Here is a 24,487-nt window from a genome sequence, read left to right as displayed (position 1 = left end):
GATGACTTCGAATACTGTTAAAAAGACGGTTGATAGCCTGACTCTGTCTGTCGATTCGACTGACGAACGCAAGGTCAAGATCGGCGAAAACGCCCTTCTTTTGATTATCGCCTGTTTTCTCGGGTTGATCGCCAATTGGGTTGCTACCGGCATTCATCCAGTGCAGGCACTGCCGGGCATGGCCATTCTCTATGCGGCGTCAATCGCCGGACTGATGCTTGCCCGCTTCATGCCTTTCTACCTGCCAAGCGTGGCATGGATTTCGCTGATCGCAATCATAATCACCATCCCTGGCGTTCCAGGTTCCGATTATGTGGTCGCCAAAGTTGGCGATCTGAATTTCCTGGCGCTGGCTACTCCGGCACTGGCTTATGGCGGTCTGGCATTGACGAGTAAGGAGTTCGCGATTGCGCGTCACTCCGGTTGGAAGATTGTGCTGATCGCCATTTGCGTAATGATTGGCACTTATCTTGGTTCTGTGATCGTGGCTGATTTGATACTGCGTATTACGGGCTAGAGTTCCGCATGGCGGGTGCTGGTTCAGCATCCGCCATGGGTTTTCCAGAAAGGACTTTCCGATGTCTGATTTTTTGAGCGAAGCGGATATTGCAGAAGCTCTTGCATGGCGCCATCACCTGCATCGCCATCCGGAACTGGGCTTTGAAGAACACGACACCGCTGCTTTCATCGCACACAAGCTTCAGGAATGGGGTTTTACAGTCAGGGCCGGTTATGCACGCACCGGCGTAGTGGGAAGCCTTTCGCGTGGGAGTTCCACGCGTTCTATTGGTATTCGCGCCGATATGGATGCATTGCCGATTTTGGAAAAAAGTGGTGTGACTTACGCATCGCAGACCGCTGGCAAGATGCATGCCTGCGGGCATGACGGCCATGTCAGCATGGCGCTTGCCGCAGCCAAAGCGGTGAGCAAAACTGATTTTGACGGTACAGTTCATTTCGTTTTCCAGCCTGCTGAGGAAAATGAAGGCGGAGGCCGTGAAATGGTGCGCGAGGGCCTGTTCAACGACTTCCCGATGGATGCGATTTACGGGCTTCACAACTGGCCAGCACTGGATGTCGGCACTTGCGTTGCGCGCGATGACGCGATGATGGCGGCTTTTGGGGTCTTCGAGATCGAAGTGACAGGTAAAGGCGCCCATGGCGCGATGCCGCATGAGGGCGTTGATCCTGTGGTGGCGGCAGCGCAAATCGTTTCAGCCTTGCAGACCATTGCCAGCCGAAATGTGTCGCCGCTGGAATCAGCAGTTGTTTCGGTTACGCAGATGCATGGCGGCGATGCCTGGAATGTCATTCCGGAAACCATGATCATTCGCGGCACCACGCGCTGGTTTCTGGCCGAAGTCGGCAAGACCATTGCGGAGCGTATGCAAACAATCGCCACATCTGTTGCCAATGCCTTTGGGTGTACGGCGAGCCTTCATTATGAGGAGCGCTATCCGTCCACGATCAACACGGCTGAAAACGCGGCGTTCATTCGCAAAATCGCGCAATCACCTGAGTTGGGCTTGAGCGTGGTCGATGTCGCGCCCAGCATGGCGGCGGAAGATTTTGCATTCATGCTTGAGGAAAAGCCCGGCTGTTATTTTTGGCTTGGGTCGCGTCGCGATGGGAAAAATCCGGGACTGCATTCGCCCTATTTCGACTTCAACGATGCGATCCTGCCGATCGGCGCAAACTTCTGGATCAAGCTGGTGAAAACGGCGCTTGCACCTGCCTAGAGCCCTAGGCTTTAGGTGTTGCCAAATTTGCATCGTTTCTTGACTGGTGATGCTGGCTAAGCAACATAGTCTCATGGAGACACTGGACGCTAAAGAGTTGCGCACATTCATGGCCGTCGTCCGGATCGGGTCGATCCGAGGCGGGGCAGAACATATGAATGTTGCACCATCCGTTGTCAGTCGGCAGATCGCCGATACGGAGCGATCCATTGGTTTGGCGCTGTTTGAGCGCACCGCGCGTGGAATGATCCTCACTGAAGCGGGCGAACTTGTGCTGGAGCACAGCAAGCGGGTGATTGAGGAAAGCAACCTGCTGGCCGAGCAGCTTGGCCTGCTCAAAGGTGTCCAGCAAAGACGGGTTCGCATCCGTTGCGGCGAGGGCTTTCTGGCCGACATTCTCCAATATGGTCTGGGGACGTTCGTTACTCTCCATCCTGAAGTTCAATATGAGCTGGAGCTTGATAGTAGTGAAGGCGTGCTCGACAGTATCGCAAATGGTGACGCTGATATCGGCGTTGCGTATAATCCCCTGATTGATACGCGCTTGCGTTCGCTTGCCATTTCACGCCAGCCGCTATGCGTGGTGACCAAGCCTGGCCATCCTCTCGTTGACAAGGACAATCTGTCTCTGGCCGATTGTGTTGGAATACCCAACGCGCTTTTGAGCAAAGGCCACGGCATCACGCAACTCGTCGCGCGGGTGGCCGCCGATAGCGGTTTTACCCTTGCCCCTCTTGTCGAAACATCGTCTGTCGATGTTCTGAGGCGATTTGTGATTGCCGGTCTTGGCATATCTTTCCTGCCACGATTTGCAGTTTCAACCGAACTGGAACGCGGTGTCGTTGTGGTTCGGGAATTGTCAGATCCTCTGCTTGCCGATGCCAGCGCTCACCTGATGGTGCGTGCGCGCCGCCGTTTGCCTTTATCGGTCGAGCGGCTTGGAAATTTTCTGGCCGCCAACATGGCTGCATTCCGCTAGACATTTTCGCATGTTGCTCCGGCGGTAACACTGTGTTGCCGCTAAACCAGCTATGCGTGATTCCACTTTGGTGCGAGCTTCCTTTTCAGCAAATTGCGATCCCATGTTCGCAGGGATTTGACGGAGGAGTGCCCATAATGGTGGAAGAAACCAAATTCACGGTTGGCGTGGTCGGTCTTGGCAGCATGGGCCTTGGCATGGCGCACACTTTGGCATCGAAGGGATTCACCACACTGGGTTTTGACCTTTCAGCAGAGCGCAAGACATTGGCTGAAAAAGCGAATGTTAAACCGACCGATACGCTCGACCCGCTTTTTGAAAAGGCCGATTTTCTCGTCTTTTCATTGCCGACCGCGCGCGATGTGGAAAACACGGTCAATCAATATAGTCATCTGCTGGATGCGGCGGGCGGTCGTCGCGTGATTATCGTCGATACCTCCACTTCGGAGCCAGATGTCAGCCGCGCTCTGGCTGCGAAACTCGATGCGATGGGGCATGGGTTTCTTGATGCGCCGGTGAGCGGAGGTCCCGCTGGTGCCGCTTCCGGTGCGCTTACCATGATGATTGGCGGCACCGATGCCGATCTCGCGCTTGCGCGCCCGGTGATCGAAGCCATGTCGGCCAAGGCTTTGCATGTTGGCCCAAGTGGAGCGGGCAATGTTGCCAAGCTCGTCAATAATATGCTTGCCGCTGCCCATATGGTAACAACCAGTGAAGCGCTCAAAATGGCATTGGCTGCTGGTATCAGCCCGGAATCAGCATTGCGCGTGTTGAATGCCGCATCGGGCAAGTCGATGATCAGCGAAGTGCATTTCCCCACATGGGTGATGAATGAACGCTTCGATAGCGGTTTTTCGATGGGGCTGATGCGCAAGGATGTGCGTCTGGCACAGGAAATGGCGACTCGGACCGGTGCTGAAAATCCGCTGACCTCGGTGGTGGCGAAGCTATGGGCGCAAGCCGATCATCTAAAAGATAGCGACGACTTTACCCGCATGGGTGCGTTCCGGCCTGAACCCTCGAACTAAAGAGATAGTGCGATGACAAATCCAGTTGATTCAAATGCGCGGGCAGCGCGTATCGCTGAAATTTACAAGACGTTTTTCACCGGTGGCGAAATCGGCAGTTTCGTCAATGGGGAGATAATGATTGGCAGCGGTCACGACCAAAACCTCACCGACCCGGCAACAGGCAAGGTTTTTGCTTCGTTCAAGGACGCCGATCAGTCGATCATCGATGCGGCGATGGATAGTGCCTCGCGCGCCCAGCGCCAATGGATGGCGCTGACCGCTTCCGGACGTGGCCGCGTGATGAACGAAATCGCCCGGCGTATTCGTGAACATGCGCCATTGATCGCCGAGATTGAAAGCCGTTCTGCGGGCCGTCCGATCCGCGATATCCGTGGTGAGGCTGTACGTGTTGCCGAGATGTTCGAATATTATGCCGGCTGGTGCGACAAGATTTATGGCGATGTCATTCCGGTACCGAGCAGCCATCTCAATTATACGCGTCATGAGCCGATTGGTGTGGTCTCGCAAATCACGCCATGGAACGCGCCACTGTTTACCGGCGGCTGGCAGATCGCACCGGCAATCTGTGCAGGCAATGCAGTTGTCATCAAACCATCGGAGCTGACACCGCTTTCGACATTGATCCTGGGCTTGATGTGCGAGCAGGGTGGCGCGCCGCGGGGCCTCGTCAATGTGATTGCGGGCCAGGGACTGACTGCCGGACAGGCGATGGTTTCGCATCCGCGCACCGGACTGGTGGTCTTTGTTGGCTCGGCACAGGCTGGTTCGGCCATCGCGGCCACAGCTGCAAAGAACGTCATTCCCTGCATTTTGGAACTGGGCGGCAAGTCGGGCAATATCGTGTTTCCTGATGCCAATATTGATCGCGCGATTATCGGTGCCCAGTCGGCGATCTTCAGCGGAGCAGGCCAGAGCTGTGTTTCAGGTTCGCGCCTGCTGGTGCATCGCTCCATTCATCAGCAGTTTGTCGAACGCTATGCAGATGCAGCAAGCCGTATTGTTGTGGGCGATCCTTACGACGACAATTCCCATATCGGTCCGATCAACAATGAACGGCAGTGGTCGAAGATTGACCAGATGGTGCGTGAAGGCGTGGCCGATGGTGCAATGCTAGCCACCGGCGGCAAGAAGCCGGAAGCTCTCGACGCCAGCGGTGGCTATTATTATGCGCCCACGATTCTGGATCAGGTCGATCCGGCAATGACAATCGCCAAGGAAGAAGTGTTTGGCCCGGTCGTCGCCGTTATGGCGTTTGAGGACGAAGACGAGGCAATCGCTCTTGCCAATGACAATCCATACGGCTTGGCCGGTGCTGTATGGACCGAGAATGTCGCGCGGGCGCATCGGATTGCTGCACAGGTGCGGGCAGGTACATTCTGGATCAATGGCTATAAGACAATTTCGGTGATGTCGCCATTCGGTGGCTTTGGGCGTAGCGGTTATGGCCGCTCCAGTGGCAAGGATGCCTTGATGGCTTACACTCAAGCCAAAAGTGTCTGGGTGGAAACCGCCGAGAGCCCCGCCGTCACATTCGGTTATTCGCCTGAGGCGTAGGGCAAGAATGCCCAACTGAGACATCTGAACCTAACCTTGAAAAAAGTATACAAATTTACTCCACTTATTGTTGCAAACTCATCCGGCTTGGCCTAACCAAAAGGTGAGTGTGAGGATCAAGATATGTGATCCTCTTACGTAGACAGGCGATGCGAAGCGCTCGTGAGACGTGAATGAGTGAAGGGTTCAGATGACAGAGACGAACGACAAGACGGGATGCGGCGGGTTTGCATCGGTCGCTCTCGGCAGCATGTTGCTGCTTGCCTATAATGGCATGGCGCAGGCACAGACAACGGGGGCAGCGCCCGGAACGAAACCTGCCGCCAATGGTTCCATCGTGCTTGAGACGATCGTGATTGATGGTGGAGCCGATGGTGTCAAAGGCATCGTCGAATCGGATGGTTATGTAGCCAAGTCTGGTCGAACCGCCACGAAAACCGATACACCTGTGGCGCAGGCACCGGTTTCGCTGTCAACGGTGACCCAGAAGCAATTGCAGGACATCAAGCCGCAAAATCTTGTTGAGGCTCTCAATTATACGCCGGGCGTACGTGGCGGCCTGTTTGGTGCCGAACCAAGATTCGATTCCTTCAAGATTCGCGGCATTGATCTCACCTATACGGGCGTGTTTCGCGATGGCTTGCGCCAGATCAGCAGCCCCAACGGGCTGTTTCGGCTTGAACCCTACGGCCTGGAGGCGATCACGACACTGAAGGGCCCGGCGGCTTCGATTTATGGGGCAAGCAGTTCGGGCGGTATTGTCGACGTCGTTTCAAAAAGGCCGACGGAGGAAAGACTGCGTGAGGTCGAGATTCAGTACGGTTCTTATGGCCGGGTTCAGGGCGCCTTTGATTTTTCCGGGCCCGTCAATGACGACAATACGCTTCTCTATCGCCTGACCGGCGTTGCCCGTGATGCGCGACGTGAGATTGATGCGATCAAGGACGACCGGCTGTTCATAGCGCCCGCCTTGACATGGCAGCCGGATGACGGCACCAAGCTGACCGTTCTCGGCGAATATATGGACAGCACCACCGGCGGGACATGGGGCTACGTGAACAAATACGGCCCCGGCGGCACATCGATAGGCGCGACACCCGAATATGGCGGCGATGGCCGGTTTAACGATTTCAGCCAGAAGCAATGGCGCATCGGTTATGAACTGGAACAGTCTCTTACCGATTCAGTGACACTCTACCACAAGCTGCGCTACTCCGACCTGTCCATGCGGCAGGAGTGGGTCTTCGAGGACTTTCCCGGTATCGGCTATGAGGACAATAGCGGCCTGGCGGCGGATACCTATCTGAAGAGCGATTTCGACACCGGAGCACTCCAGCATCAACTGGTTACCGGTATTGACTACAGCTATATGAAATATACCGCCCGGCAGGGGAGTGGGCCGGACAATTTTACCGACGATCACACCTACGTTCCGGAAATCACCTATGAGGAGATGCAGCGGCAGCGGTCCATCGGCGTTTATGCTCAGGACCAGATTGCCTATGATGCCTGGCGACTGACGGTTGGAGTGCGCCATGACTGGGTAGACAGCGAATATACGCCCGGCGACGCCAGCTATGCACGCGACGACAGCGAAACGACCGCACGCGTTGCGCTTGCCTATGTTACGCCGTTCGGATTGACGCCCTATGTCAGCTACGGCACATCATTTGTCTCCAACCCCGGCGTTATCCAGACCGTGGGCAGCGTTGCACAGCAGGCGCGGCCGACATTGGGCGAGCAGGTGGAAGCCGGTGTAAAATATGCCGTGCCTGACACCAATATCCTGCTGACCGCTGCGGTCTTCAACATCGACCAGAAAAATGCCTCGGTTTATGAAACCTCGTCGGGCACCAATCTCCTCAGGCAGCTCGATCTCAAATCCCGCGGTTTCGAGCTTGAAGCAACGGCGTCGCTGGACAATGGGCTGAGCTTTATTGCCTCTTATTCCTACAATGATGTCGAGATAACCCGGCTGACACCGGAAACGGAAGGCAAGACACTCAATTCCTCTCCTTATCACATGGCCTCGCTCTGGGTGAATTATGACTTCCAGGAGGGGTTGCTCGACGGGTTGGGGGTTGGTGCAGGTGTGCGCTACGTCGGCTCGAGTTTCGGAGATAATGTCCATACGCCTGTTCTCGACAACAAGGCTCGCACCTTCGTCGATGCATCCATCCGCTATGATTTCGGCAAGCTGGATCCCAGCTTTGAAAATGTGCGCTTGCAGGTCAATGCGACCAATCTGCTGAACGAGGTCAAACAGATCTGTACCACGGGCTTTTGCTATTTCGATGAAGGCAGGAAAGTCGTCGCCAGCATGCGGTATCGCTTCTGATGGGAGGGGATCGCGCGCCAGCCACCAATCCCTCGCCGATCCTGGTCTTTGTCGCAGTTGGCGGCCTCTATGTTGCCCAGAGCGTCATTGGCGGGTTGACGATGCTGGGGCTTCCCGCTGTGCTGCGGGATCAGGGCTTGCCGCTCGACCAGATCGGGCTTTTGTACCTGACGGTCCTGCCGTGGGCGGCGAAATTCCTCTGGTCGCCCTATGTGGAGCGTTTCAGGCTGCCGCCGGTTGGGCGCAATCGATCGCAATTGATCGTCCTTGTTGGCGGAATTCTGTGCGCTGCCGGTCTTGCTTCCATGGGTCTGACCGGACCGTCGCCTCTGGTGCCGGTGCTGTTCTGCCTGACATTCATCGCTTTCGTGACCTCTACGGTGGATATAGCCTGCGACGGCTATGCCGTGGAGTCGCTGGCAAAGAAACATCATGGCTGGGGAAACGCCGCGCAGGTAGGCGGCGCCTATCTCGGTTCCGCAATCGGAGCGGGATTGTTCCTCGTCCTTGTTGACAAGATGGGTTGGAGTCCTGCGGTCTATATCATGGCGCTCCTCGTGCTTGTTCTCGGCATGCCCTTTATTTTCGGCCCGCCTGCACGTGCGAGCGTCGAGATTCGCGATCATACGCCATCGCTGATGGTGGCGCTCAGGCGCTCCCGGGTCCGAAAAGGACTTCTGATCGCGGCGATTTACGTTGCAGCACAAAAATGGGGCCTGTCCATGCTCGGCCCGTTTCTCATAGACTATGGTTTCGATCTTGCGACGATAGGAGTTCTGAACGGGCTGGGAAGCATGCTGGTCGGTTTCGGCGGGGCTCTTCTTGGCGGCGCACTTGTGCGAGTATGGGGGGCGAGCTTTGTGCTGATCCTGACGATTCTTTTACAGGCCAGTCTGCTTTTCGCCTTCGCGTTTTTCAATTTCGATGGGAGCGTGTCCAAGCCCGTCGTCATCGCGATTGCCATTGCGAGTTCCTCCGGAGTAATGTCTGTCGGTTTCGTTGCCCTCTATTCCCAGTTCATGGGCTGGTCTGACCCGAAACAGGCTGGCGTCGACTTTACGCTCTTCCAGTGTATGGACGGGATGGTCAGCATGATCGGCGGTCTTGGCGCTGGCTGGATTGCAGAGCACCTCGGCTACACGATCTTCTTTTCGATCGCAGCGGGGATTGCTGTTGCGGCTGCACCAGCAATATTCTGGTTGATGAGTAAAGGCAGTGTGGCTTTACCAACGCGTTCCATTAGGTCGTCTGGGGTGGTGTGATAGCCAATTCTGTTTCGTGGTCGAACAGATGGATATTGTCCGCAGAGATATGCAGGCGGACTTTTTCACCCTTGCTGTTTGCGGGTCTGCCGCTATGGGCCATAATCACCGGCTGGGAGGCAACATCAAGCACGACGAAAGTCATGCTGCCGGTTGATTCAATGCCTGTTACGACCGCTTCAAGTTCCACGCTGTTCAAACCCGCCTCCAGCGAGAGATGCTCGGGCCGCAAGCCGATCCACAGCTTCCGGCCCGGCTCTGCATGGCGGTCTAGCCTGATAGACTGCGTGTGGTCCTTGTCGAATACAATCTGTCTGTCGTCTCTGGCCGTGGCAGGCAGGAAGTTCATGGCAGGCGAGCCGATGAATCCGGCAACAAATTTGTTGGCCGGATGGTCGTAAAGATCCAGAGGGCTACCCTGCTGTTCAACCACGCCGGATCGCATCACCACGACATGATCTGCCATGGTCATAGCCTCGACCTGATCATGGGTCACATATACGGATGTCGCCTGCAACCGCTCATGAAGCTTGCGGATTTCTCCGCGCATATGAACGCGCAAGGCCGCATCGAGATTGGAGAGCGGCTCATCGAAGAGAAAGACCTTGGGGTTGCGGACGATGGCCCGGCCCATAGCTACGCGTTGACGTTGACCGCCCGACAGTGCCTTGGGCAAACGGTCAAGAAGACCACCAAGCCCCAAAGTTTCGGCAGCCTCTCGGGTGCGTTCCGAAATTTCATCCTTGGGACGGCGTTTCAACCGCATCGAATAGTTCATATTGCGTTCGACATCCATATGCGGATAGAGCGCGTATGATTGGAAAACCATGGCGACATCACGTTCGCGCGGTGGTTTGCCGATAACGCTTGTTCCGGCAATACGAACATCGCCGGAGCTGATTTTTTCAAGCCCGGCAAGGGTGCGCAGCAATGTCGACTTGCCGCAACCCGATGGCCCGACCAAGGCCACGAACGAGCCTTGTTTGATGGCGATGTTGATGTCCTTGAGTGCATGGAACCCGACATAATGCTTGTTCAGGTGGTCGATCTCGATCTGGAGCATGGTGGTTGACCTCACTTGAGCGCGCCGGCGGTGAGACCGCTGACGATACGTCGTTGCAACAGCATGAATGCGATAAGGATCGGCGTCACATAAATCGCCGCATAAGTCATAATGCCGTTCCAGTCATTGGCCTCCGGTCCCATAAAGGTCTGCAAACCTACGGTTGCGGTCTGTAGTTCGTTCTTGGCGATCAGCGAGCGCGCGTAGACATATTCTCCAAAGGATTGCAGAAAGATCAGCACGGAGGTGATCAGGATACCGTTGCGCGCCAAGGGCAGCATGATGCTGAAAAAGGCGCCGATGCGCGATGACCCGTCGACAAGCGCTGCCTCTTCCAGTTCACGCGGAAGCTGCACGAAGGTTGCGCGGCAAAGCACGATATAAAGAGGGAGCATCTTGGCCGCCTGCGCGAGAATAACAGCAAATCTTGGGGTGGCGAGAAGCCCGATCTGATTGAACATCACGAATATAGGCGTCACCATCAAGGATGAGGGCAGGACCTGCATCATGAGGATCGCAAACAAAGCGATATCCATCCAGACATTGCGCACCCGCGCCAGCACATAGGCGCACCCCGTTCCCAGCATTGTCACCAGAAATGTCACGCCCACGGCGATCAAAAGCGAATTCCAGATATAGCGGCCCATATCGCGGTTCTTCCAGATATTCAGGAAGTTCCACTGCGGATCGCTCGGCCAGAAGCCTGGCGGATAGCGGAAGATTTCATTGCTGCCTTTAAAGGCGGTCAGATACATCCAGTAAAGCGGAAAGAGGTAAATGGCCGTAACACACAGGCCGATGACGAGGAGGATCGTACGTTTCATCTTTCCTGTCCTAATAGCTGTGTTCGTGACGGGTCGAGCGGACATAGACCGCTGCAACCAGAATAACGAAAATGATCATGAGGACGGAGACGGCGCTGCCGAGCGAGATTTCATAGGTCTGGAAGGAAAGCTGCCAGGACCAGTATTGTGCCACATTGGAACTGTCTGCCGGACCACCCTGCGTCAGTGCGGCGATCAGATCGAATTGCTGCAAAGTAAAGATGACGCCGAGCGAAATGACTGCGCCAAGCTGGGCGCGCATCAAGGGCAGCGTGATCGACCTGAAGCGCTCGAAGGGGCCGGCACCATCGAGCTCCGCGGCCTCGTAGACGTCGCGTGGTATGCTTGCAAGCCCGACCGAAAGAAGCAGCATATTGAAGGGAATGCCTAACCAGACATTGGCAATGATAACAGCATAGAGGGAAAAATCCGGGTCGGAGAGCCAAAAGATGCGCTCATCCGCAAGGCCAAGCGTTGTGAGCATGTAGTTGATGACGCCGAAATCACCAGCGAAAAGCCATTTCCAGATGGCGCCGACGACAAGTGCGGGCATGATCCATCCGGCCAGGAAAAGGCCTCGCAGATAGGTAGCACCGGGAAAATCCTGCTGGAAAAACAAAGCCAGTCCAAACCCGATGGACAGTTGGAATACAATCGACAGCACGACGAACTTTAATGTGTTCCAGAAAACGGAACCCGCAATGGGCTGCGAGAAAATATCGTAATAGTTTTGCAGGCCGACGAAAGGCCGGCTGAAGGACGTGATCGTGAACATATCCACGGTCTGCAGTGACATGATGATATTGTAGATAATCGGAAAAGCCGAGAAGGTGATCAGATAAACGAGGGCTAGCCCGAGCAGCAGGATATCAAAACCGCTGCCATCCCGGATGGTTCTCATAATGCCTTGCATAGCGTCCTCCGCTCGCCGCCGAATAAATGAGCTTCGCTCTTCCGCATGAAGGAAAGAGCGAAGACGAATCTATTTGCTCAAAATGCTGTCGATCTGCGTTTGCGCGGTATCGAGCGCCGTTTTTGCATCGCTTTTCTTGGTCAGCGATGACTGGATTGCGGTGTAAATGGCTTTGGAAATCTTTGGCCATTCGGGATGCGGTCCGCGATTGCGCGCATATTGCATGCTCTCTTCGAAGACCTTGTAAATGGCAGGCGTGTTTGGGTTATTGGATTTGATATTTGCTGCTGGCAGGAAGCCGAAACGGTTCCACACATCAGGCATTTTGCCATACAGGAATTCGAGCAGAATGAACGCTTCTTTCGGGTGGTCGCTGTTGGCAAGAATGACGTTGTCGCCTTCGCCCAAGGCGGATGCGCGCGTTGCGCCTTGCTGTGGTACGGGGAGCAAAGCCGCCCGATAGTCGAACTTGGCATCGCGGCTCATGCGGGGTAACTCCCAAGGGCCGGAGATCGCCATGGCTGCGTTGCCGGAGTTGAACGTGCCGGTTGAGTCATACTGGCCGCGGATCAGAGTGTCCGGCGAGGCAAGTTTTTCATCAAGCAGCTTGCCCCAAAAGTCGAGGACCTTGACGCCACCTTCAGTGTTCACCTTGTTGTAGTCACCGCCTGCCATTTGCAACCATGGCAGAAACTGGAAAGTGCCTTCCTCGGTGGCCACGGCCGAAAATGCCAGACCATAGACATTCTTGGCCGGGTCGCTCAGTTTCTTGGCGGCATCGTAAAGCTCATCCCAAGTTTTTGGCGGATTGTCGGGATCAAGCCCCTTGGCCTTGAACATGTCGGCATTGTAATAAAGCGCAAGCGTGTTTGCGCCGCGCGGGACACCATAGATCTTTCCATCCCATGTGACGGAGGAAAGAGGTCCGGGGAAAATTTCCTCCTTCTTGATGACTTTCGATTCATCGAGCATCGACGTTAGATCAAGCAGCAATCCGCGTGAGGCAAAAAGAGCAACTTCGGGATTGTCGATATAGGTCACATCAGGAGACTCGCCCGTGGCCGTTGCCCGCGCCAGATCATTGACCATATCGCGGAACTGCACTGTCTTGAGGTTCAGCTTGATGTCAGGATGGGATTTTTCAAACTCGTCCTTCACCAAATACATATATTGATCTGGGCGATCGATGGTCCAAACATCCAGGGTCACCGGCTCGGCCCCGGCTGCGCCGGTCATGAGCAGGGATGCGGCTGTTATCCATTTTAGAATAGGCTTCATTGCTTCCTCCTCTAGGGGTGGTCCGGCTGCCCTGCTTCTTGCTTGGCAGGATTGGCCGGGTTGATTTCAGGGGTTGGCGACGTAAGAACCGCCGCGGCTCTGTTTGAGATAATTGAGCGAATGGACCTGACCTGTCATTTCCAGTTCATCGCGATATACCGGGTCATGCCAACCTTCGATGTCGATGGAGCCCGACCAGCCTGCAAGCCGCAATTCAGAAATGACATCCACCCAATTTGTGTCACCGAAGCCTGGCGAGCGCATGAAGACGAACTTTTCCTTGCCGAAAATTCCGTGCTCGCGAATGACTTCCCAGCGGATCGTCGCATCCTTGCCGTGTACGTGAAATATCTTCGACGCCCATTTGCGGATTTGCGGCAACGGGTCGATCAGATAGACCATCTGGTGGCAGGGCTCCCACTCAAGTCCGATATTGTCAGCCGGTACTTCGTTGAAAATCATTTCCCACGCATCCGGATTGTGCGCGATATTCCAGTCGCCGCTTGCCCAATTGCCATCCATGGCGCAGTTTTCAAAGGCAAGTTTCACACCTTTGTCGGCGGCGCGCTTTGCCAATTCGGTCCAGACCTTTTTGTACTGCGGCAGGCTTTCCTCGATCGGTTTTCCACGAACACGTCCGGTAAATCCAGCAATGGTGGTTGCGCCGAAATGGTGAGCATTGTCGATCAATGCTTCCCAGCCCTTGAGCGTCTCCTGATCTATCTCCGTGTCTTCCAGCGGATTGCCAAACATGCCCAGCGTTGAAATTGTTACATCGGCGTCACCGATCGCGTCTTTCAATTGCGCCGCCAGTGTTGGCAGATCCTTGTTCATCACCTGCCAGAAAAAGGGCTCAATGCTCTCGAAACCATGCGGCAATATGTTTTTCACATAGGCCGCAGGATCGGGCGCATTGCCCTTGATCATTGTACCGATGCGGATGGCTGTAGCTGGATTGTTCAATTTTCACATTCCTTCAGATTGTGATTTCGAGGCGCCGCCCGGACTCGGCGCTATCGATAGCGCCGAACACCATGGCAAGGCTTTTGATATTTTCTTTTCCAGCCGTTTCCGGTTGGTGACCACCGCGGGTCGCCGCGATAAAGTCCTGCATCACTCCGAGGTGACCGCCGACGCGGTCAGACGTGTCGAGGGGAGGTATCTCGACTGCGGCCACCTCGGAAAACAGGCCGTCTTTGCCGGAGGTGACGGCTTCGGCCCGTATGTCATCATGTCCATCCCAGACAATTGATCCTTTGCTGCCAACGATGCGCCATTCGCTTTCCCAACTTGTGCGCATGCCGTCCGCACACCAACTGCCGCGATAGGTGAATACGGCTCCATTGGAGAATTCGAAAATGGCGGTGGCAGATGATCCCTGGCTGTACCAGGAATTGCCGGGCTCCCATTCGTGCGCATAGACCGCATCGGCGGCACCGCCGGCAAGGAAGCGCGCTGCATCGAAAGTATGGATTGCCATATCGAGAAACAGGACGTGACGCATCTCTTCGCGGAAGCCGCCAAAATGTGGAGCAAGGAAGAAGTCGCAATGGAGGCTGGTCACTTCGCCAATGGCACCGGATTGGATCAGTCGGCGGATACGGCGAATCTGGGCGAGATACCGCCGGTTTTGCACAATCGCATGGATGCGGCCCGCTGCTTCAGCCCGGAGAACGAGATCGCGTGCCTCATCCATCGTTTCCGCCATGGGTTTTTCGGAAAGCACATGGCAGCCGGCGGCAAGCCCGGCGGCTACGGTGGCATGACGTGCTGCTGGAACCACAATGTCAAAAAGCAGATCAGGTTTGGTGCGCGCAAGCGTGGCCGCCAGATCGTTGGACGCAATTGCCGATGTCAGGCCAAATTCTGAGACACGTGCTTGCGCACGATCTGCTGCAAGATCAACCACGCCGACGATCTCAATATCGCCAATGGTGCGAACCGCCTCAAACCAGGCTTTGCTCATGGCTCCGCAACCGACTAAAACGGCACTCTGCATTCTTGCTCCTCCCTACAGAAACCCGCTCTAAACCGAGAAAATCGGTTGTAAAACGCTTCCGTAAACGTTTACGATCTAAGAATGGAGAATTATTTTTGTCAATCCCTTATTTCGGTGTTTTATGGGAGAAGACCCTCACATCGAGTCGCCATCAGGAGAAAAGCGTGAGCATTCGGGACCTTGCCCGCCACCTAAATATTTCAATCGGGACGGTCTCGCGTGCGCTGAATGGCAAGAGCGACGTCAATCCGGAAACCCGTCAACGAGTGCTTCAGGCTGCCAAGACGCTGGGCTACGTTCCCAACCAGTCCGGGCGCAGCTTGCGGCAAGGCACGACCAACACGATTGGTTTCATGATCGAATCGACGGTTGAAACAGCAGAGAACGGGGATAGCTTCTTCTTTATGCCGGTATTTGGGGGGGTTCAATCCGTTTTCAGGCGACATCAGCTCGATCTTGTCGCACTATTGTGCGGGACCGACGAAGATCCTGGCGTTTATCTCAACCGCGTGGTGGGACGGCGTTTCGTTGACGGCTTGATTATATCAGCCACAATGCGAGACGACCCACGCATACCGTTTCTGCTTGAGCGGGAAATCCCGTTTGTGGCCCTTGGACGCAGTGGCGCCGATGGCTCATTCCCCTGGATCGATCTTGATTTTGAAGGCACGGCCATTACCGCCGTAACGCGGTTGCTGGGCTTTGGACACAAGTGCATCGCCGTCGGTGTCCCCAATAGCGATGTCAATCTTGGCCATGTATTTCTGAGCGGCTACAGACGAGCGCTTGTGAAGGGTGGCATCACGTTCAATCCGGATCTGGTTCTGGCTGCACCCAGCAATGAAGAGGGCGGCTATCAGGTTGCTTGTGCCATGCTTGAGCAGAAACCAATGCCGACGGCTGTTGTTCTGGTCAATGAAAACATGGCGATTGGACTTTATCGTCGCTTTTACGAGGCAGGCATCCACCCTGGACGGGATATCGCCGTTATAGGGTTTCGCGAAAGCACGCAAAGCCGCTTTTTGTCGCCGACCTTGACGTGCTTCCGGCTTTCACTTCGCGACCTTGGGATCAAGCTGGCCGAAACATTGCTTTCGACCATGCCTGCATTTGAAAACAATTATCCTCCGGTAAAGTCCGGCATCATATGGCCAATGGAACTGGTGGCCGGGGAAAGCGACCGCCCGCTGCCGTGATATTGATGACACGCAACCCCATTGCAACAGCGCCGATCTGAGTGCGGTTCCCTGGCTACCTGGCAGATAGAGGTGGTCCCGTTCTTGATTTCTGCTGGCGTATGCGGGACTGATGCTTTGTCCCTACACGCAGCAGCTTTTGAAAAGTGGTGCATTCCATGTGTGAGGTGGCAGGGCAATCTGCCACATGACGCATGATCGCTGCCAAAGCCTTTATCTCCTGCGCCTTTTTATCCAGAGCATCGGCGCGCGTGCGCAATTCGTCACGCGGGATCACAAGCTCACTGTTGCGGCCAAAAATATCAGCGACATCGCTTAGCAGAAATCCTGCTGTGCGGGCCATGTTGATCAATGCAAGCCGCTTGAGCACTACCGGCTCATATTGACGCCGCAACCCGTGCCTGCCGACGGAGGCGATCAGTCCTTGCTCTTCATAATATCGCAGCGTTGAGGCGGGTAATCCGCTTGCTTTTGCGATCTCGCCTATGTCCAGAAATTTCATGCTTGACCTCAAGTTGACTTGAATTCGTATGATGCCCGCTTGTGATTCAAAGGGCAATAGAGATGGTACAAATGCAGCTGACGAATGAACTTGAAGAACGGCCAATTCTCCGTGACCCGCGCGCCGTGGCGCTGATGTTGGTTGCATCTCTCACAGTGATGACGGCAGCCACGATCAGTCCCGCTTTGCCCGGCCTTGAAAGACAATTTGCGGGTGACGAAACCTATAGTTTTTTGATCCGGCTATTGGTTCCGGCTCCATCATTGGCAGTCGTGCTTGTCGCACCTTGGTGCGGTGTGATTGCTGACAGATCAGGTCGACGACGGATGCTCTTAGCAGGGTTGATCTTGTTCATTATCTCGGGAAGCGCCGGACTGTTTCTGCCGACATTGCCATTGATCATGGTCAGCAGATTGTGCCTGGGTGTTGCACTTGCCATGATCATGACGGCACAATCGGCGCTGCTGGGCGATTATTTCTCCGGAAAAACTCTGCATGTTGTCACCAGCGCTCAGGTCTCTGCCCGCAATCTTGGCGGGTTCGTTTTCATCGTGATTGCTGGCCTTCTTGCAACGGTCGGACCAAGGTTTCCTTTTGCAGTATATGCGCTGCCAGCCCTTGCCTTGCCATTCTTCTGGCGCGTCATTGTCGATGCGCCGTCGAGCATGTCAGTTGAGCAAAACCCCGCTTTGATCGGCGCTGGCAAAACTCAGCCCCTCGTATATTTGCTCGCCCTCGGTCAGATGGTCGTGACAATGCTGTTCTTCGTCATGCCCACGCAATTGCCCTTTTTTCTATCAGGACAAGGTTACTCATCGCCCGCCATGACCGGGGCTGCGCTCGGAACGCTCATGCTGGCGGGCGGGGCGGCGGCTCTCTATTATCCGCGCCTTCGCGAGGCGATTGGCTATGCTGGTAATTGGGCCTGCGGCTTTGGTCTGATGGCGACCGGGTTTGCGATCCTTGTGACAGTTAAAGCTGGAATGGCTGTCTTTGTCGGTTGCGCAGCCATTGGCGCGGGCTACGCCCTGGCCATTCCTGGGTTCGTGGCGATTTCTCTAAACGCAACCTCTTCCAATAAACGGGGAAAAACGGGTGCTTTGCTCACGGGATCTGTCTTCCTCGGCCAATTTCTGTCACCTTTTATAAGCACCCCTGCCATATCCGAATGGGGATGGCGTGCCAGTGGCGTCGGACTTGCGGTAGTATTGGGTATCTTGACACTGATTTCAGGGCTTGCATTCCAGCGGTCGCGGCGCGTTGCTCTTTAATTTTTATGCTTTGACTTTAAGGCTGGCGCTTAACGATACACAGCCGCAAGAGCAATGGCGTCGGCCACTTCCTCGCAGCGATTAGACAAAGTGGCTGTAGCCACCCGCAGGTGACTGCTGGGGAGAATTGAAAATTTGGCTCCGGGATGAACGGCAATGCCACGTGCCGCCATTGTTACCATGGCAAAAGGCTCGGACGACACGCAAACCCAGGCGCATAAGCCTCCCCCCGGAGCTGCTTCGACATTTCTTTCGCGCAATGCCGCAACAAGGTTGCTGCGTCTTGTCTGGTAGATTGTCCGCGCGTGGCGCACGGCTTCCTGTGTTGCTTCATCGCGCAGCAACCAGCCGGTAGCTGCCTGCAGGATACGGCTTGTCCAGCCGGCGCTGAAGCTGCGATAGGACTGGATCTGTTCGACGATTGCCCGCGAGCTTGAAAGCACGGCCAAGCGCAGATCGGGCCCATGCGTTTTCGAATAAGACAAAATGTGGATGACTCGATCGGGATAGTGGCGTCCCAACGAATGCCGCGGCGCCTCGCTAATATCGGCAACGCCATCGTCTTCCACGATCAATGTGTCAGTGCCGCGCAAAATCTCTGCCAAGCGCTCCATGCGCTGCGGACTGACGCTTTGGCCAGTGACGGAATGAATGCGCGGCTGAAACAGGAAGGCTACCGGGCGGAATTTCAGTGCTTCCTCCAGCGATGAGGGCATTGGTCCCTCATTATCGCAAGTCACAGGAATGATGCGTACGCCGCGATCTTCCAGAATATCCAGCAAGCGCATCCCGGTGGGGTCCTCAACCGCCACACTGGCGCCTGGAAGGACGAGAGCGTGGATCAGCGTATAAACGGCATTATAGCCGCCATTTGTTGCCAGGAAGGCCTCCGGTTCATAGGGCCAGGTCTTTCTTGCTTCGTTTTCCAATTCGGGGAGGATACGGCTGCGCTCATAGCTGTTGAGATTCTCAGCCGATGCACCATAGGCCATAGCGTCGGCGAGTTTCGGCAGCAGCGTGACATCAGGCACTGCGGCGGTCAGATCCAGCGCATCCTTTCCATAGTTGCCGACACTCGCCAACCGTGCCGGCTGCGCCACAAAACGGTCACCGCTCACCCATGTGCCGTTGCGTCCGCGTCCGCTGATGATTTTCTGCCTGCGTAATTCGTGCCATGCATGCGAAATGGTTGCAGGGCTAATCCCGAGCGCAAAAGCAAGATCGCGGATGGCCGGGAGCTTGGTTCCTACAGGCAACGCACCTGCGCGGATCAACGCGCTGGTTTCTATCGCAATACCGCGAATTGTCCGATCCTTCAGCTTCTGAGCGAACCAATCTGCATCCCGGGCTTCATTCATTTCATCACCGTTTTTTAAATGTTCAATAACGTAATAACATTTGATCACCCAGATTTGAACATTTAACGTGAGGCGGACAAGAAAAAATTGCGAGTGAATGTCTATGCCGATTACCCTTCGTCTTGCTCTCCGGGATTGGGACTACATGACGCCGCTTGTTCTTGGCGATGTCACGTCGTCAAGACTCGATATCAGGGTTGATCGCGTTGGCACATTGATCCCGCATGTGGGAAAGAGCGATGCCTATGATGCTGCGGAAATGTCTTTCAGCCGCTACACCCAGCTTTGTTTTGAAGGGGATAAAAGCGTTGTTGGCATTCCGAATTTCATTATGCGCGGGTTTCGGCACCGCTGCATCATCACCACCAAAGACAGTTCAATCCGAACACTCGCCGATCTTGCGGGCAAACGTATCGGTGTCACCGGCTGGCGCGATTCCGGCAACACGTGGACGCGGGCAGCGCTGCGCAGGGAAGGCGTGGGTGTTGAAGATGCGATGTGGTATGCGGGGCGGCTGACAGCGGCCCATCCAATCACCGATCGTCTCGACGGCTTCGGTTGTCCCGGAAGGATTGAGGCTGCACCCGGCGAAAGGCCCATGGTTGAATTATTGGCGGACGGGGAGCTTGATGCCGTGTTCACGCCCTTTATGCCAGATGGATTTTTTTCCGACGATTCTCCGTTCCGGCAGGTGCTTGTCGATTTCCGCAGTGCCGAGCGTCGTTATTTCGACGAGGTTGGATATGTACCGGGCATGCATCTCATCGGCATCAAGGCAGATATTGTGGCCGAGCACCCGTGGATTATCTCCGAACTGAGCAGCCTGATTGATGAGTCCCAACGCGTTTGGCTGAATAAGCGGCGTAAATATGCTGAGACAACCCCGTGGATGTTCGACGAGCTTCTCCGATGCTCCTCCGATCTGCCGGCCGGCTGGGATGCAAGCGGCTTTGCGGAAAATCGCGCGATGATAACCGGGTTCATCGAGGAGCTTTACACCCAGGGAATTCTCCCGCAGCGGCTTTTGCCGGAGATAATTTTTCCGTTCGATATCGATGGCAGTGACACTGCCGCCTCAAAAATGAAAACAAAGGGGAATGAACATGTCGCATAAAAAACTAGTCTGTCTCGCATTGGCGAGTGTAATGATCTCAGCTACTGCCGTGGCGCAAGAGAGTTCTGCGAAGCTTCCGGTAAATGATGAGCTCCACGCCAAACTGCCAGAAAATATTCGCTCGGCTGGAAAAATGATATCCGTTAACAACGGATCGTTTCCACCCTATGAGATTGTTACGGGTACTGAAATGAGCGGTGCAAGCGCAGACCTGACAGACGCGCTTGGTCAGATACTTGGCGTCAAGATCGAACACGCAACCGTTGGCGGGCTTCCAGCCCTGCTCGCAGGCGTCAATTCCGGCCGTTATCAGTTCGCGTTCGGGCCGGTCGGTGATTTCAAGTCGCGTGAAGAGGCCAATGATTTTGTGGACTGGGTTCAGGAATTTGTGGTCTTCGCCGTTCATAAGGGCAATCCGAAAGGGATAACGTCACTCGATTCCGCCTGCGGGCAGCGTATTGCCGTCATGGCGGGCGGTTCGGCCGAGAAGGTGATCAAGGCTCAGGCCGAAAAATGCAAAACCGATGGCAAGGAGCCGATTGAGGTTCAGTCATTTACCGATCAGCCAAGTTCCATTTTAGCAGTGCGCTCGAAGCGTTCCGATGCGTTCTTCTCGTCGCAGGCACCACTTACCTATTTCGTTACCCAAGCCAATGGTCAGCTGGAATTGACCGGGGTGGGCCAAAAGAACGGTTTTGAGAATCTTTATCAGGGCGCTGTTGTGCCGAAGGGCTCGCCGCTCGGGCCGGTCCTGCGGGATGCTATCAAAGTGCTTATGGATAACGGCACCTATGCCGCGATCATGAAGAAATGGGGACTTGAAAACAACATGCTCGAGGAGCCTGGCATCAATCTTGGCGGGACATTGCCGAAATGAGTAGAGTTGATGATGTAGGACTGATGCCGCCCGCCGGCGGCATCGGAAAGGACGTTGCCGAGGCTCATACACCTTTCCCTAAAGGTCGCGTCGCCGCGTGGCTTTTGACCCTGGCAATTGCAGCTTATTGCGCATGGTCTGTCGCCATGAACGAGAATTTCGGATGGCCGATCGTTGCTGAATATTTCTTCGATCCGACCGTGATAAGCGGGCTCTACGTCTCATTGGGGCTGACCGTAGTTGCAATGGTGATCGGTATTGTGATCGGCCTGCTTCTTGCCGTGGCAAGGATGTCAAAGGATGGGCTTGCCAAATCGTTGGCCTCGCTTTTCATCTGGTTCTTTCGAGGAACCCCGCTGCTTGTGCAGTTGATTTTCTGGTACAATCTGTCCACACTTTTTCCCACTATATCGATCGGCATTCCGTTTGGACCGACCTTCGTCAGCTGGGATACAAATTCGGTAATCAGCCCCATGACTGCTGCCATTGCCGGGCTTGCCCTGAATGAAGCTGCCTATATGGCCGAGATCATTCGCGGCGGCCTTCTATCGGTCGACCGGGGACAGTTCGAAACTGCAGAGTCCTTCGGCATGACGCGTGCGCGCGCACTTCGCCGCATCATCATACCCCAGGCGATGCGCTCAATCGTTCCACCGACAGGCAACCAGCTGATCAGCATGATCAAGGCGACCTCGCTTGTCAGCGTTATTGCAATGGCCGATCTGCTCTATTCTGTTCAGTCCATTTATAACCGTACCTTCGAAGTGGTTCCAATGCTGCTTGTGGCTGTCATCTGGTATCTTCTCATCACGTCGGTGCTGAACGTTGGGCAAAGTTATATTGAGCGCTATTACAGCCGTGGTGACCGCCAATCGGGAGCCGGTAACAGGACGAAGGAAGATGTTCCGGCAGTAGCGGCTGTGCCTACCCGTACTGTGGCACAGGAGGTGGCACAATGAATGCAAACGTCGACGCGACTCCTCTGGTAAGGGCGCGCAATGTCCACAAGTCCTACGAGCAACTGGAAGTTCTCAAAGGCATTGATCTTGATGTTGCGCCGGGGGAAGTCGTGGTTGTGCTTGGGCCGTCGGGCTCGGGTAAATCCACCTTCCTGCGCTGCATCAATCATCTGGAATCAATCAATCGCGGTTCGATTGAGGTGGATGGCGAGCAGATTGGTTACAAACTTCAAAAGGATCGGCTGCAGCGACTGTCAAATTATGCCATTGCCCTGCAAAGGCGCAAGATCGGCATGGTTTTTCAGCAGTTCAACCTCTACCCGCACATGACTGCCTTGCAGAACATTATCGAGGCACCTGTTGGCATCCATGGCGAGAGCCGCAAAGAAGCGTCGGAAAACGCGCGGAAGCTTTTGAAGCGAGTTGGCCTTTCGGAAAAGGCAGACAGCTATCCGCGGCAATTGTCGGGCGGGCAGCAACAACGTGTAGCTATCGCCCGCGCGCTGGCAATCAAGCCAAAGTTGATGCTCTTTGATGAGCCGACTTCTGCACTCGATCCGGAGCTTGTCGGTGAAGTGCTGGCGACCATGCGCGATTTGGCAGAGCAGGGTCTGACAATGATCGTTGTAACCCATGAAATCGGGTTTGCGCGTGAAGCTGCGGACCGCGTCGTGTTCATGGATGACGGCAAGGTAGTTGAGCACGGAAAGCCGGAAGACGTCCTCGGCAATCCTCAACATCCAAGGACCAGAAGCTTCCTGTCGCGCTTCATCTAGCGCTAACTGATCGAAAACCCCGCCACCCTTCCCAGGGTGGTTTTATCCCCAAACCGCCGGAATGATTATGACCTCCGATAATGATTTTGCCCGCCTTTCCGATTTTGACTCGATGAAAACGGAACTTGTAAAGGTCCGGCATCACCTCCATGCCAATCCTGAGCTATCGTTCGAGGAAGCCGAGACAGCGCGCTTCGTAGCAGAAAAACTTGAGGCCTGGGGTTATGAGGTCAGCAAGAATGTCGGTGGCCATGGCGTGGTCGCGCGCCTGACGGCGGGTGTTGGGACCAAGAGCATTGCCATTCGGGCTGATATGGATGCGCTGCCGATCGAGGAGCAGACAAACCACCCCTATGCCAGCAAATTTACGGGCAAAATGCATGCCTGTGGTCATGATGGTCACACGACGGTGCTTCTCGGGGCGGCCGAATATCTCGCGCGAACGCGCCGCTTCAGCGGGACAGTGAACCTCATTTTTCAGCCTGCTGAAGAGGCGGGCGGATGGAGTGGCGCGCAGGCAATGATTGCCGATGGTCTTTTTGAACGGTTTCCCTTCGACGCGATCTTTGGTCTGCACAATCATCCCGGGGCACCGGAAGGGACGTGGCTGATGCGTTCTGGTCCACTTATGGCAGCGGCTGATACTGTTGAGATGAAAGTTCACGGCAAGGGTGGCCATGCCTCGCGTCCCCATCTGACAATCGACCCGGTAGTGGTTGCCTGCAATATTGTGGTGGCTCTACAGTCGGTCGTTTCGCGCAATGTCGACCCCACGCAGACCGCCGTTGTGACGGTAGGAGCGATACACGGCGGCGAGGCGGCAAATGTCATTCCCGAAAGCGCAAGATTGCTTATTACTGTCAGATCGTTTGACCCGGGAATCCGTGACCTCTTGGAGACGCGTATCACGGCATTGGCGAACGCAGTTGCCGAAGGCTATGGGGCAAGAGCAGAGATCAATTATACCCGGGGCAATCCTGTTGTCGTAAATTCAGAAACGGAAACAGAGTTTGCGCGTATCGTGGCTGAGGAACTGGTGGGCGCGGACAAGGTTTCAATCTGCCCTCTAATCCCTGGCAGTGAAGATTTCTCACATTTCTTGCAACATAAGCCAGGAAGCTTCCTGCGCCTTGGCAATGGCGTGAATTCGGCGATTTTGCATAGCGACAAGTATGATTTTGCGGACGAAAGTCTCACGGTCGGCGCCGCGATGTGGGCACGACTGACGGAACGGTATCTCGCATAGCATGCCGTGAACTTCGCGTCGGACGGCACGACCCGCTGGGATTGCCAGGTGCACGGGCTTTGTGAAAATTTTTGCGGAGGTGGACTTTTATCTCCCGATCTGCTATTGTCGTTTTTAGAATACTAGGCTGTACTGGTTACGGTCGGCCAAGTCCGTTCCTCTTGGGTGTCCACATTATATTTCGCATTTTATGCTCGATTTTGCAGAA

At 55.2% G+C, this 24,487-nt stretch carries 22 protein-coding genes; 14 read left to right on the top strand and 8 right to left on the bottom strand.

Translation table 11 applies throughout. The features are described 5' to 3' along the window. Position 1: 1 nt before the first annotated feature. The 7 genes from ACYJL1_RS18685 (at position 2) to ACYJL1_RS18655 (ending at position 8,903) form a co-directional block, all read left to right on the top strand. Complete coding sequence (locus ACYJL1_RS18685; protein WP_460898436.1) at positions 2–517, top strand: hypothetical protein; 516 nt, start codon at positions 2–4, stop codon at positions 515–517. Positions 518–578: 61 nt separating this feature from the next. Further along, a complete protein-coding gene (locus ACYJL1_RS18680) occupies positions 579–1,739 on the top strand; it encodes a M20 aminoacylase family protein (protein ID WP_460898435.1) in 1,161 nt (386 codons plus the stop codon). A 73-nt stretch (positions 1,740–1,812) separates the two neighbouring features. After that, positions 1,813–2,718: a LysR family transcriptional regulator gene (locus ACYJL1_RS18675; RefSeq protein ID WP_460898434.1), complete on the top strand. Its 906-nt coding sequence runs from the start codon at positions 1,813–1,815 to the stop codon at positions 2,716–2,718. 137 nt (positions 2,719–2,855) lie between these two features. After that, complete coding sequence (locus ACYJL1_RS18670; protein WP_460898433.1) at positions 2,856–3,746, top strand: NAD(P)-dependent oxidoreductase; 891 nt, start codon at positions 2,856–2,858, stop codon at positions 3,744–3,746. 12 nt (positions 3,747–3,758) lie between these two features. Then, complete coding sequence (locus ACYJL1_RS18665; protein WP_460898432.1) at positions 3,759–5,303, top strand: aldehyde dehydrogenase family protein; 1,545 nt, start codon at positions 3,759–3,761, stop codon at positions 5,301–5,303. A gap of 190 nt (positions 5,304–5,493) precedes the next feature. Further along, a complete protein-coding gene (locus ACYJL1_RS18660; RefSeq protein WP_460898431.1) occupies positions 5,494–7,641 on the top strand; it encodes a TonB-dependent siderophore receptor in 2,148 nt (715 codons plus the stop codon). Beyond that, entirely contained in the window at positions 7,641–8,903 is a 1,263-nt protein-coding gene (locus ACYJL1_RS18655) for an MFS transporter (protein ID WP_460898430.1), read from the top strand. Before ACYJL1_RS18660 ends, ACYJL1_RS18655 begins: the two co-directional genes overlap by 1 nt. On the opposite strand, the gene ACYJL1_RS18650 is transcribed toward ACYJL1_RS18655, so the two are convergent. The 6 genes from ACYJL1_RS18650 to ACYJL1_RS18625 all read right to left on the bottom strand — a co-directional run bounded on the left by ACYJL1_RS18650 (position 8,881) and on the right by ACYJL1_RS18625 (position 14,980). After that, the gene (locus tag ACYJL1_RS18650) at positions 8,881–9,966 is read right to left on the bottom strand and encodes an ABC transporter ATP-binding protein (protein ID WP_460898429.1); all 1,086 of its coding nucleotides are present in this window, start codon (positions 9,964–9,966) and stop codon (positions 8,881–8,883) included. The genes ACYJL1_RS18655 and ACYJL1_RS18650 overlap by 23 nt on opposite strands. A gap of 11 nt (positions 9,967–9,977) precedes the next feature. Next, the gene (locus ACYJL1_RS18645; protein WP_460898428.1) at positions 9,978–10,790 is read right to left on the bottom strand and encodes a carbohydrate ABC transporter permease; all 813 of its coding nucleotides are present in this window, start codon (positions 10,788–10,790) and stop codon (positions 9,978–9,980) included. A gap of 10 nt (positions 10,791–10,800) precedes the next feature. Further along, positions 10,801–11,703 (bottom strand): carbohydrate ABC transporter permease, encoded by a 903-nt coding sequence (locus ACYJL1_RS18640; protein ID WP_460898427.1) that lies wholly within the window; start codon positions 11,701–11,703, stop codon positions 10,801–10,803. A 69-nt stretch (positions 11,704–11,772) separates the two neighbouring features. Beyond that, positions 11,773–12,981 carry an ABC transporter substrate-binding protein gene (locus ACYJL1_RS18635; RefSeq protein WP_460898426.1) on the bottom strand — a complete coding sequence of 403 codons (1,209 nt, stop codon included), beginning with the start codon at positions 12,979–12,981 and terminating at the stop codon, positions 11,773–11,775. Positions 12,982–13,047: 66 nt separating this feature from the next. Further along, complete coding sequence (locus ACYJL1_RS18630; RefSeq protein ID WP_460898425.1) at positions 13,048–13,944, bottom strand: sugar phosphate isomerase/epimerase family protein; 897 nt, start codon at positions 13,942–13,944, stop codon at positions 13,048–13,050. 13 nt (positions 13,945–13,957) lie between these two features. Beyond that, positions 13,958–14,980, bottom strand: a complete 1,023-nt coding sequence (locus tag ACYJL1_RS18625; protein ID WP_460898424.1) for a Gfo/Idh/MocA family protein — start codon at positions 14,978–14,980, stop codon at positions 13,958–13,960. Positions 14,981–15,144: 164 nt separating this feature from the next. Between ACYJL1_RS18625 and ACYJL1_RS18620 the strand changes: the two genes are divergently transcribed. After that, complete coding sequence (locus ACYJL1_RS18620; RefSeq protein WP_460898423.1) at positions 15,145–16,176, top strand: LacI family DNA-binding transcriptional regulator; 1,032 nt, start codon at positions 15,145–15,147, stop codon at positions 16,174–16,176. A gap of 55 nt (positions 16,177–16,231) precedes the next feature. Here the strand turns inward: ACYJL1_RS18620 and ACYJL1_RS18615 are convergent, their stop codons facing one another. After that, a complete protein-coding gene (locus ACYJL1_RS18615) occupies positions 16,232–16,678 on the bottom strand; it encodes a helix-turn-helix domain-containing protein (protein ID WP_460898422.1) in 447 nt (148 codons plus the stop codon). A 71-nt stretch (positions 16,679–16,749) separates the two neighbouring features. Here ACYJL1_RS18615 and ACYJL1_RS18610 point away from each other — a divergent pair, with 71 nt between their 5' ends. After that, on the top strand, positions 16,750–17,949 hold the full coding sequence (locus ACYJL1_RS18610; RefSeq protein WP_460898421.1) for an MFS transporter: 1,200 nt from the start codon (positions 16,750–16,752) through the stop codon (positions 17,947–17,949). 29 nt (positions 17,950–17,978) lie between these two features. Here the strand turns inward: ACYJL1_RS18610 and ACYJL1_RS18605 are convergent, their stop codons facing one another. Then, positions 17,979–19,307 (bottom strand): aminotransferase-like domain-containing protein, encoded by a 1,329-nt coding sequence (locus ACYJL1_RS18605; protein WP_460898420.1) that lies wholly within the window; start codon positions 19,305–19,307, stop codon positions 17,979–17,981. Positions 19,308–19,410: 103 nt separating this feature from the next. Here ACYJL1_RS18605 and ACYJL1_RS18600 point away from each other — a divergent pair, with 103 nt between their 5' ends. The 5 genes from ACYJL1_RS18600 (at position 19,411) to ACYJL1_RS18580 (ending at position 24,279) form a co-directional block, all read left to right on the top strand. Continuing rightward, positions 19,411–20,421 (top strand): ABC transporter substrate-binding protein, encoded by a 1,011-nt coding sequence (locus ACYJL1_RS18600; protein WP_460898419.1) that lies wholly within the window; start codon positions 19,411–19,413, stop codon positions 20,419–20,421. Then, positions 20,411–21,298, top strand: coding sequence for an ABC transporter substrate-binding protein (locus ACYJL1_RS18595; RefSeq protein WP_460898418.1), 888 nt, complete (start codon positions 20,411–20,413; stop codon positions 21,296–21,298). The genes ACYJL1_RS18600 and ACYJL1_RS18595 overlap by 11 nt, the downstream gene beginning before the upstream one ends. Continuing rightward, a complete protein-coding gene (locus ACYJL1_RS18590; RefSeq protein WP_460898417.1) occupies positions 21,295–22,257 on the top strand; it encodes an amino acid ABC transporter permease in 963 nt (320 codons plus the stop codon). The genes ACYJL1_RS18595 and ACYJL1_RS18590 overlap by 4 nt, the downstream gene beginning before the upstream one ends. After that, positions 22,254–23,033, top strand: a complete 780-nt coding sequence (locus ACYJL1_RS18585) for an amino acid ABC transporter ATP-binding protein (RefSeq protein WP_460898416.1) — start codon at positions 22,254–22,256, stop codon at positions 23,031–23,033. Before ACYJL1_RS18590 ends, ACYJL1_RS18585 begins: the two co-directional genes overlap by 4 nt. Positions 23,034–23,100: 67 nt before the next feature. Continuing rightward, positions 23,101–24,279 (top strand): M20 aminoacylase family protein, encoded by a 1,179-nt coding sequence (locus ACYJL1_RS18580; protein ID WP_460898415.1) that lies wholly within the window; start codon positions 23,101–23,103, stop codon positions 24,277–24,279. The last annotated feature ends 208 nt before the right edge of the window (positions 24,280–24,487 follow it).

The sequence above is a fragment of the Phyllobacterium sp. K27 genome, assembly GCF_054796155.1.
The sequence above is the reverse complement of the archived record's forward strand: the minus strand, read 5'-3'. Positions and strand labels throughout refer to the sequence as shown.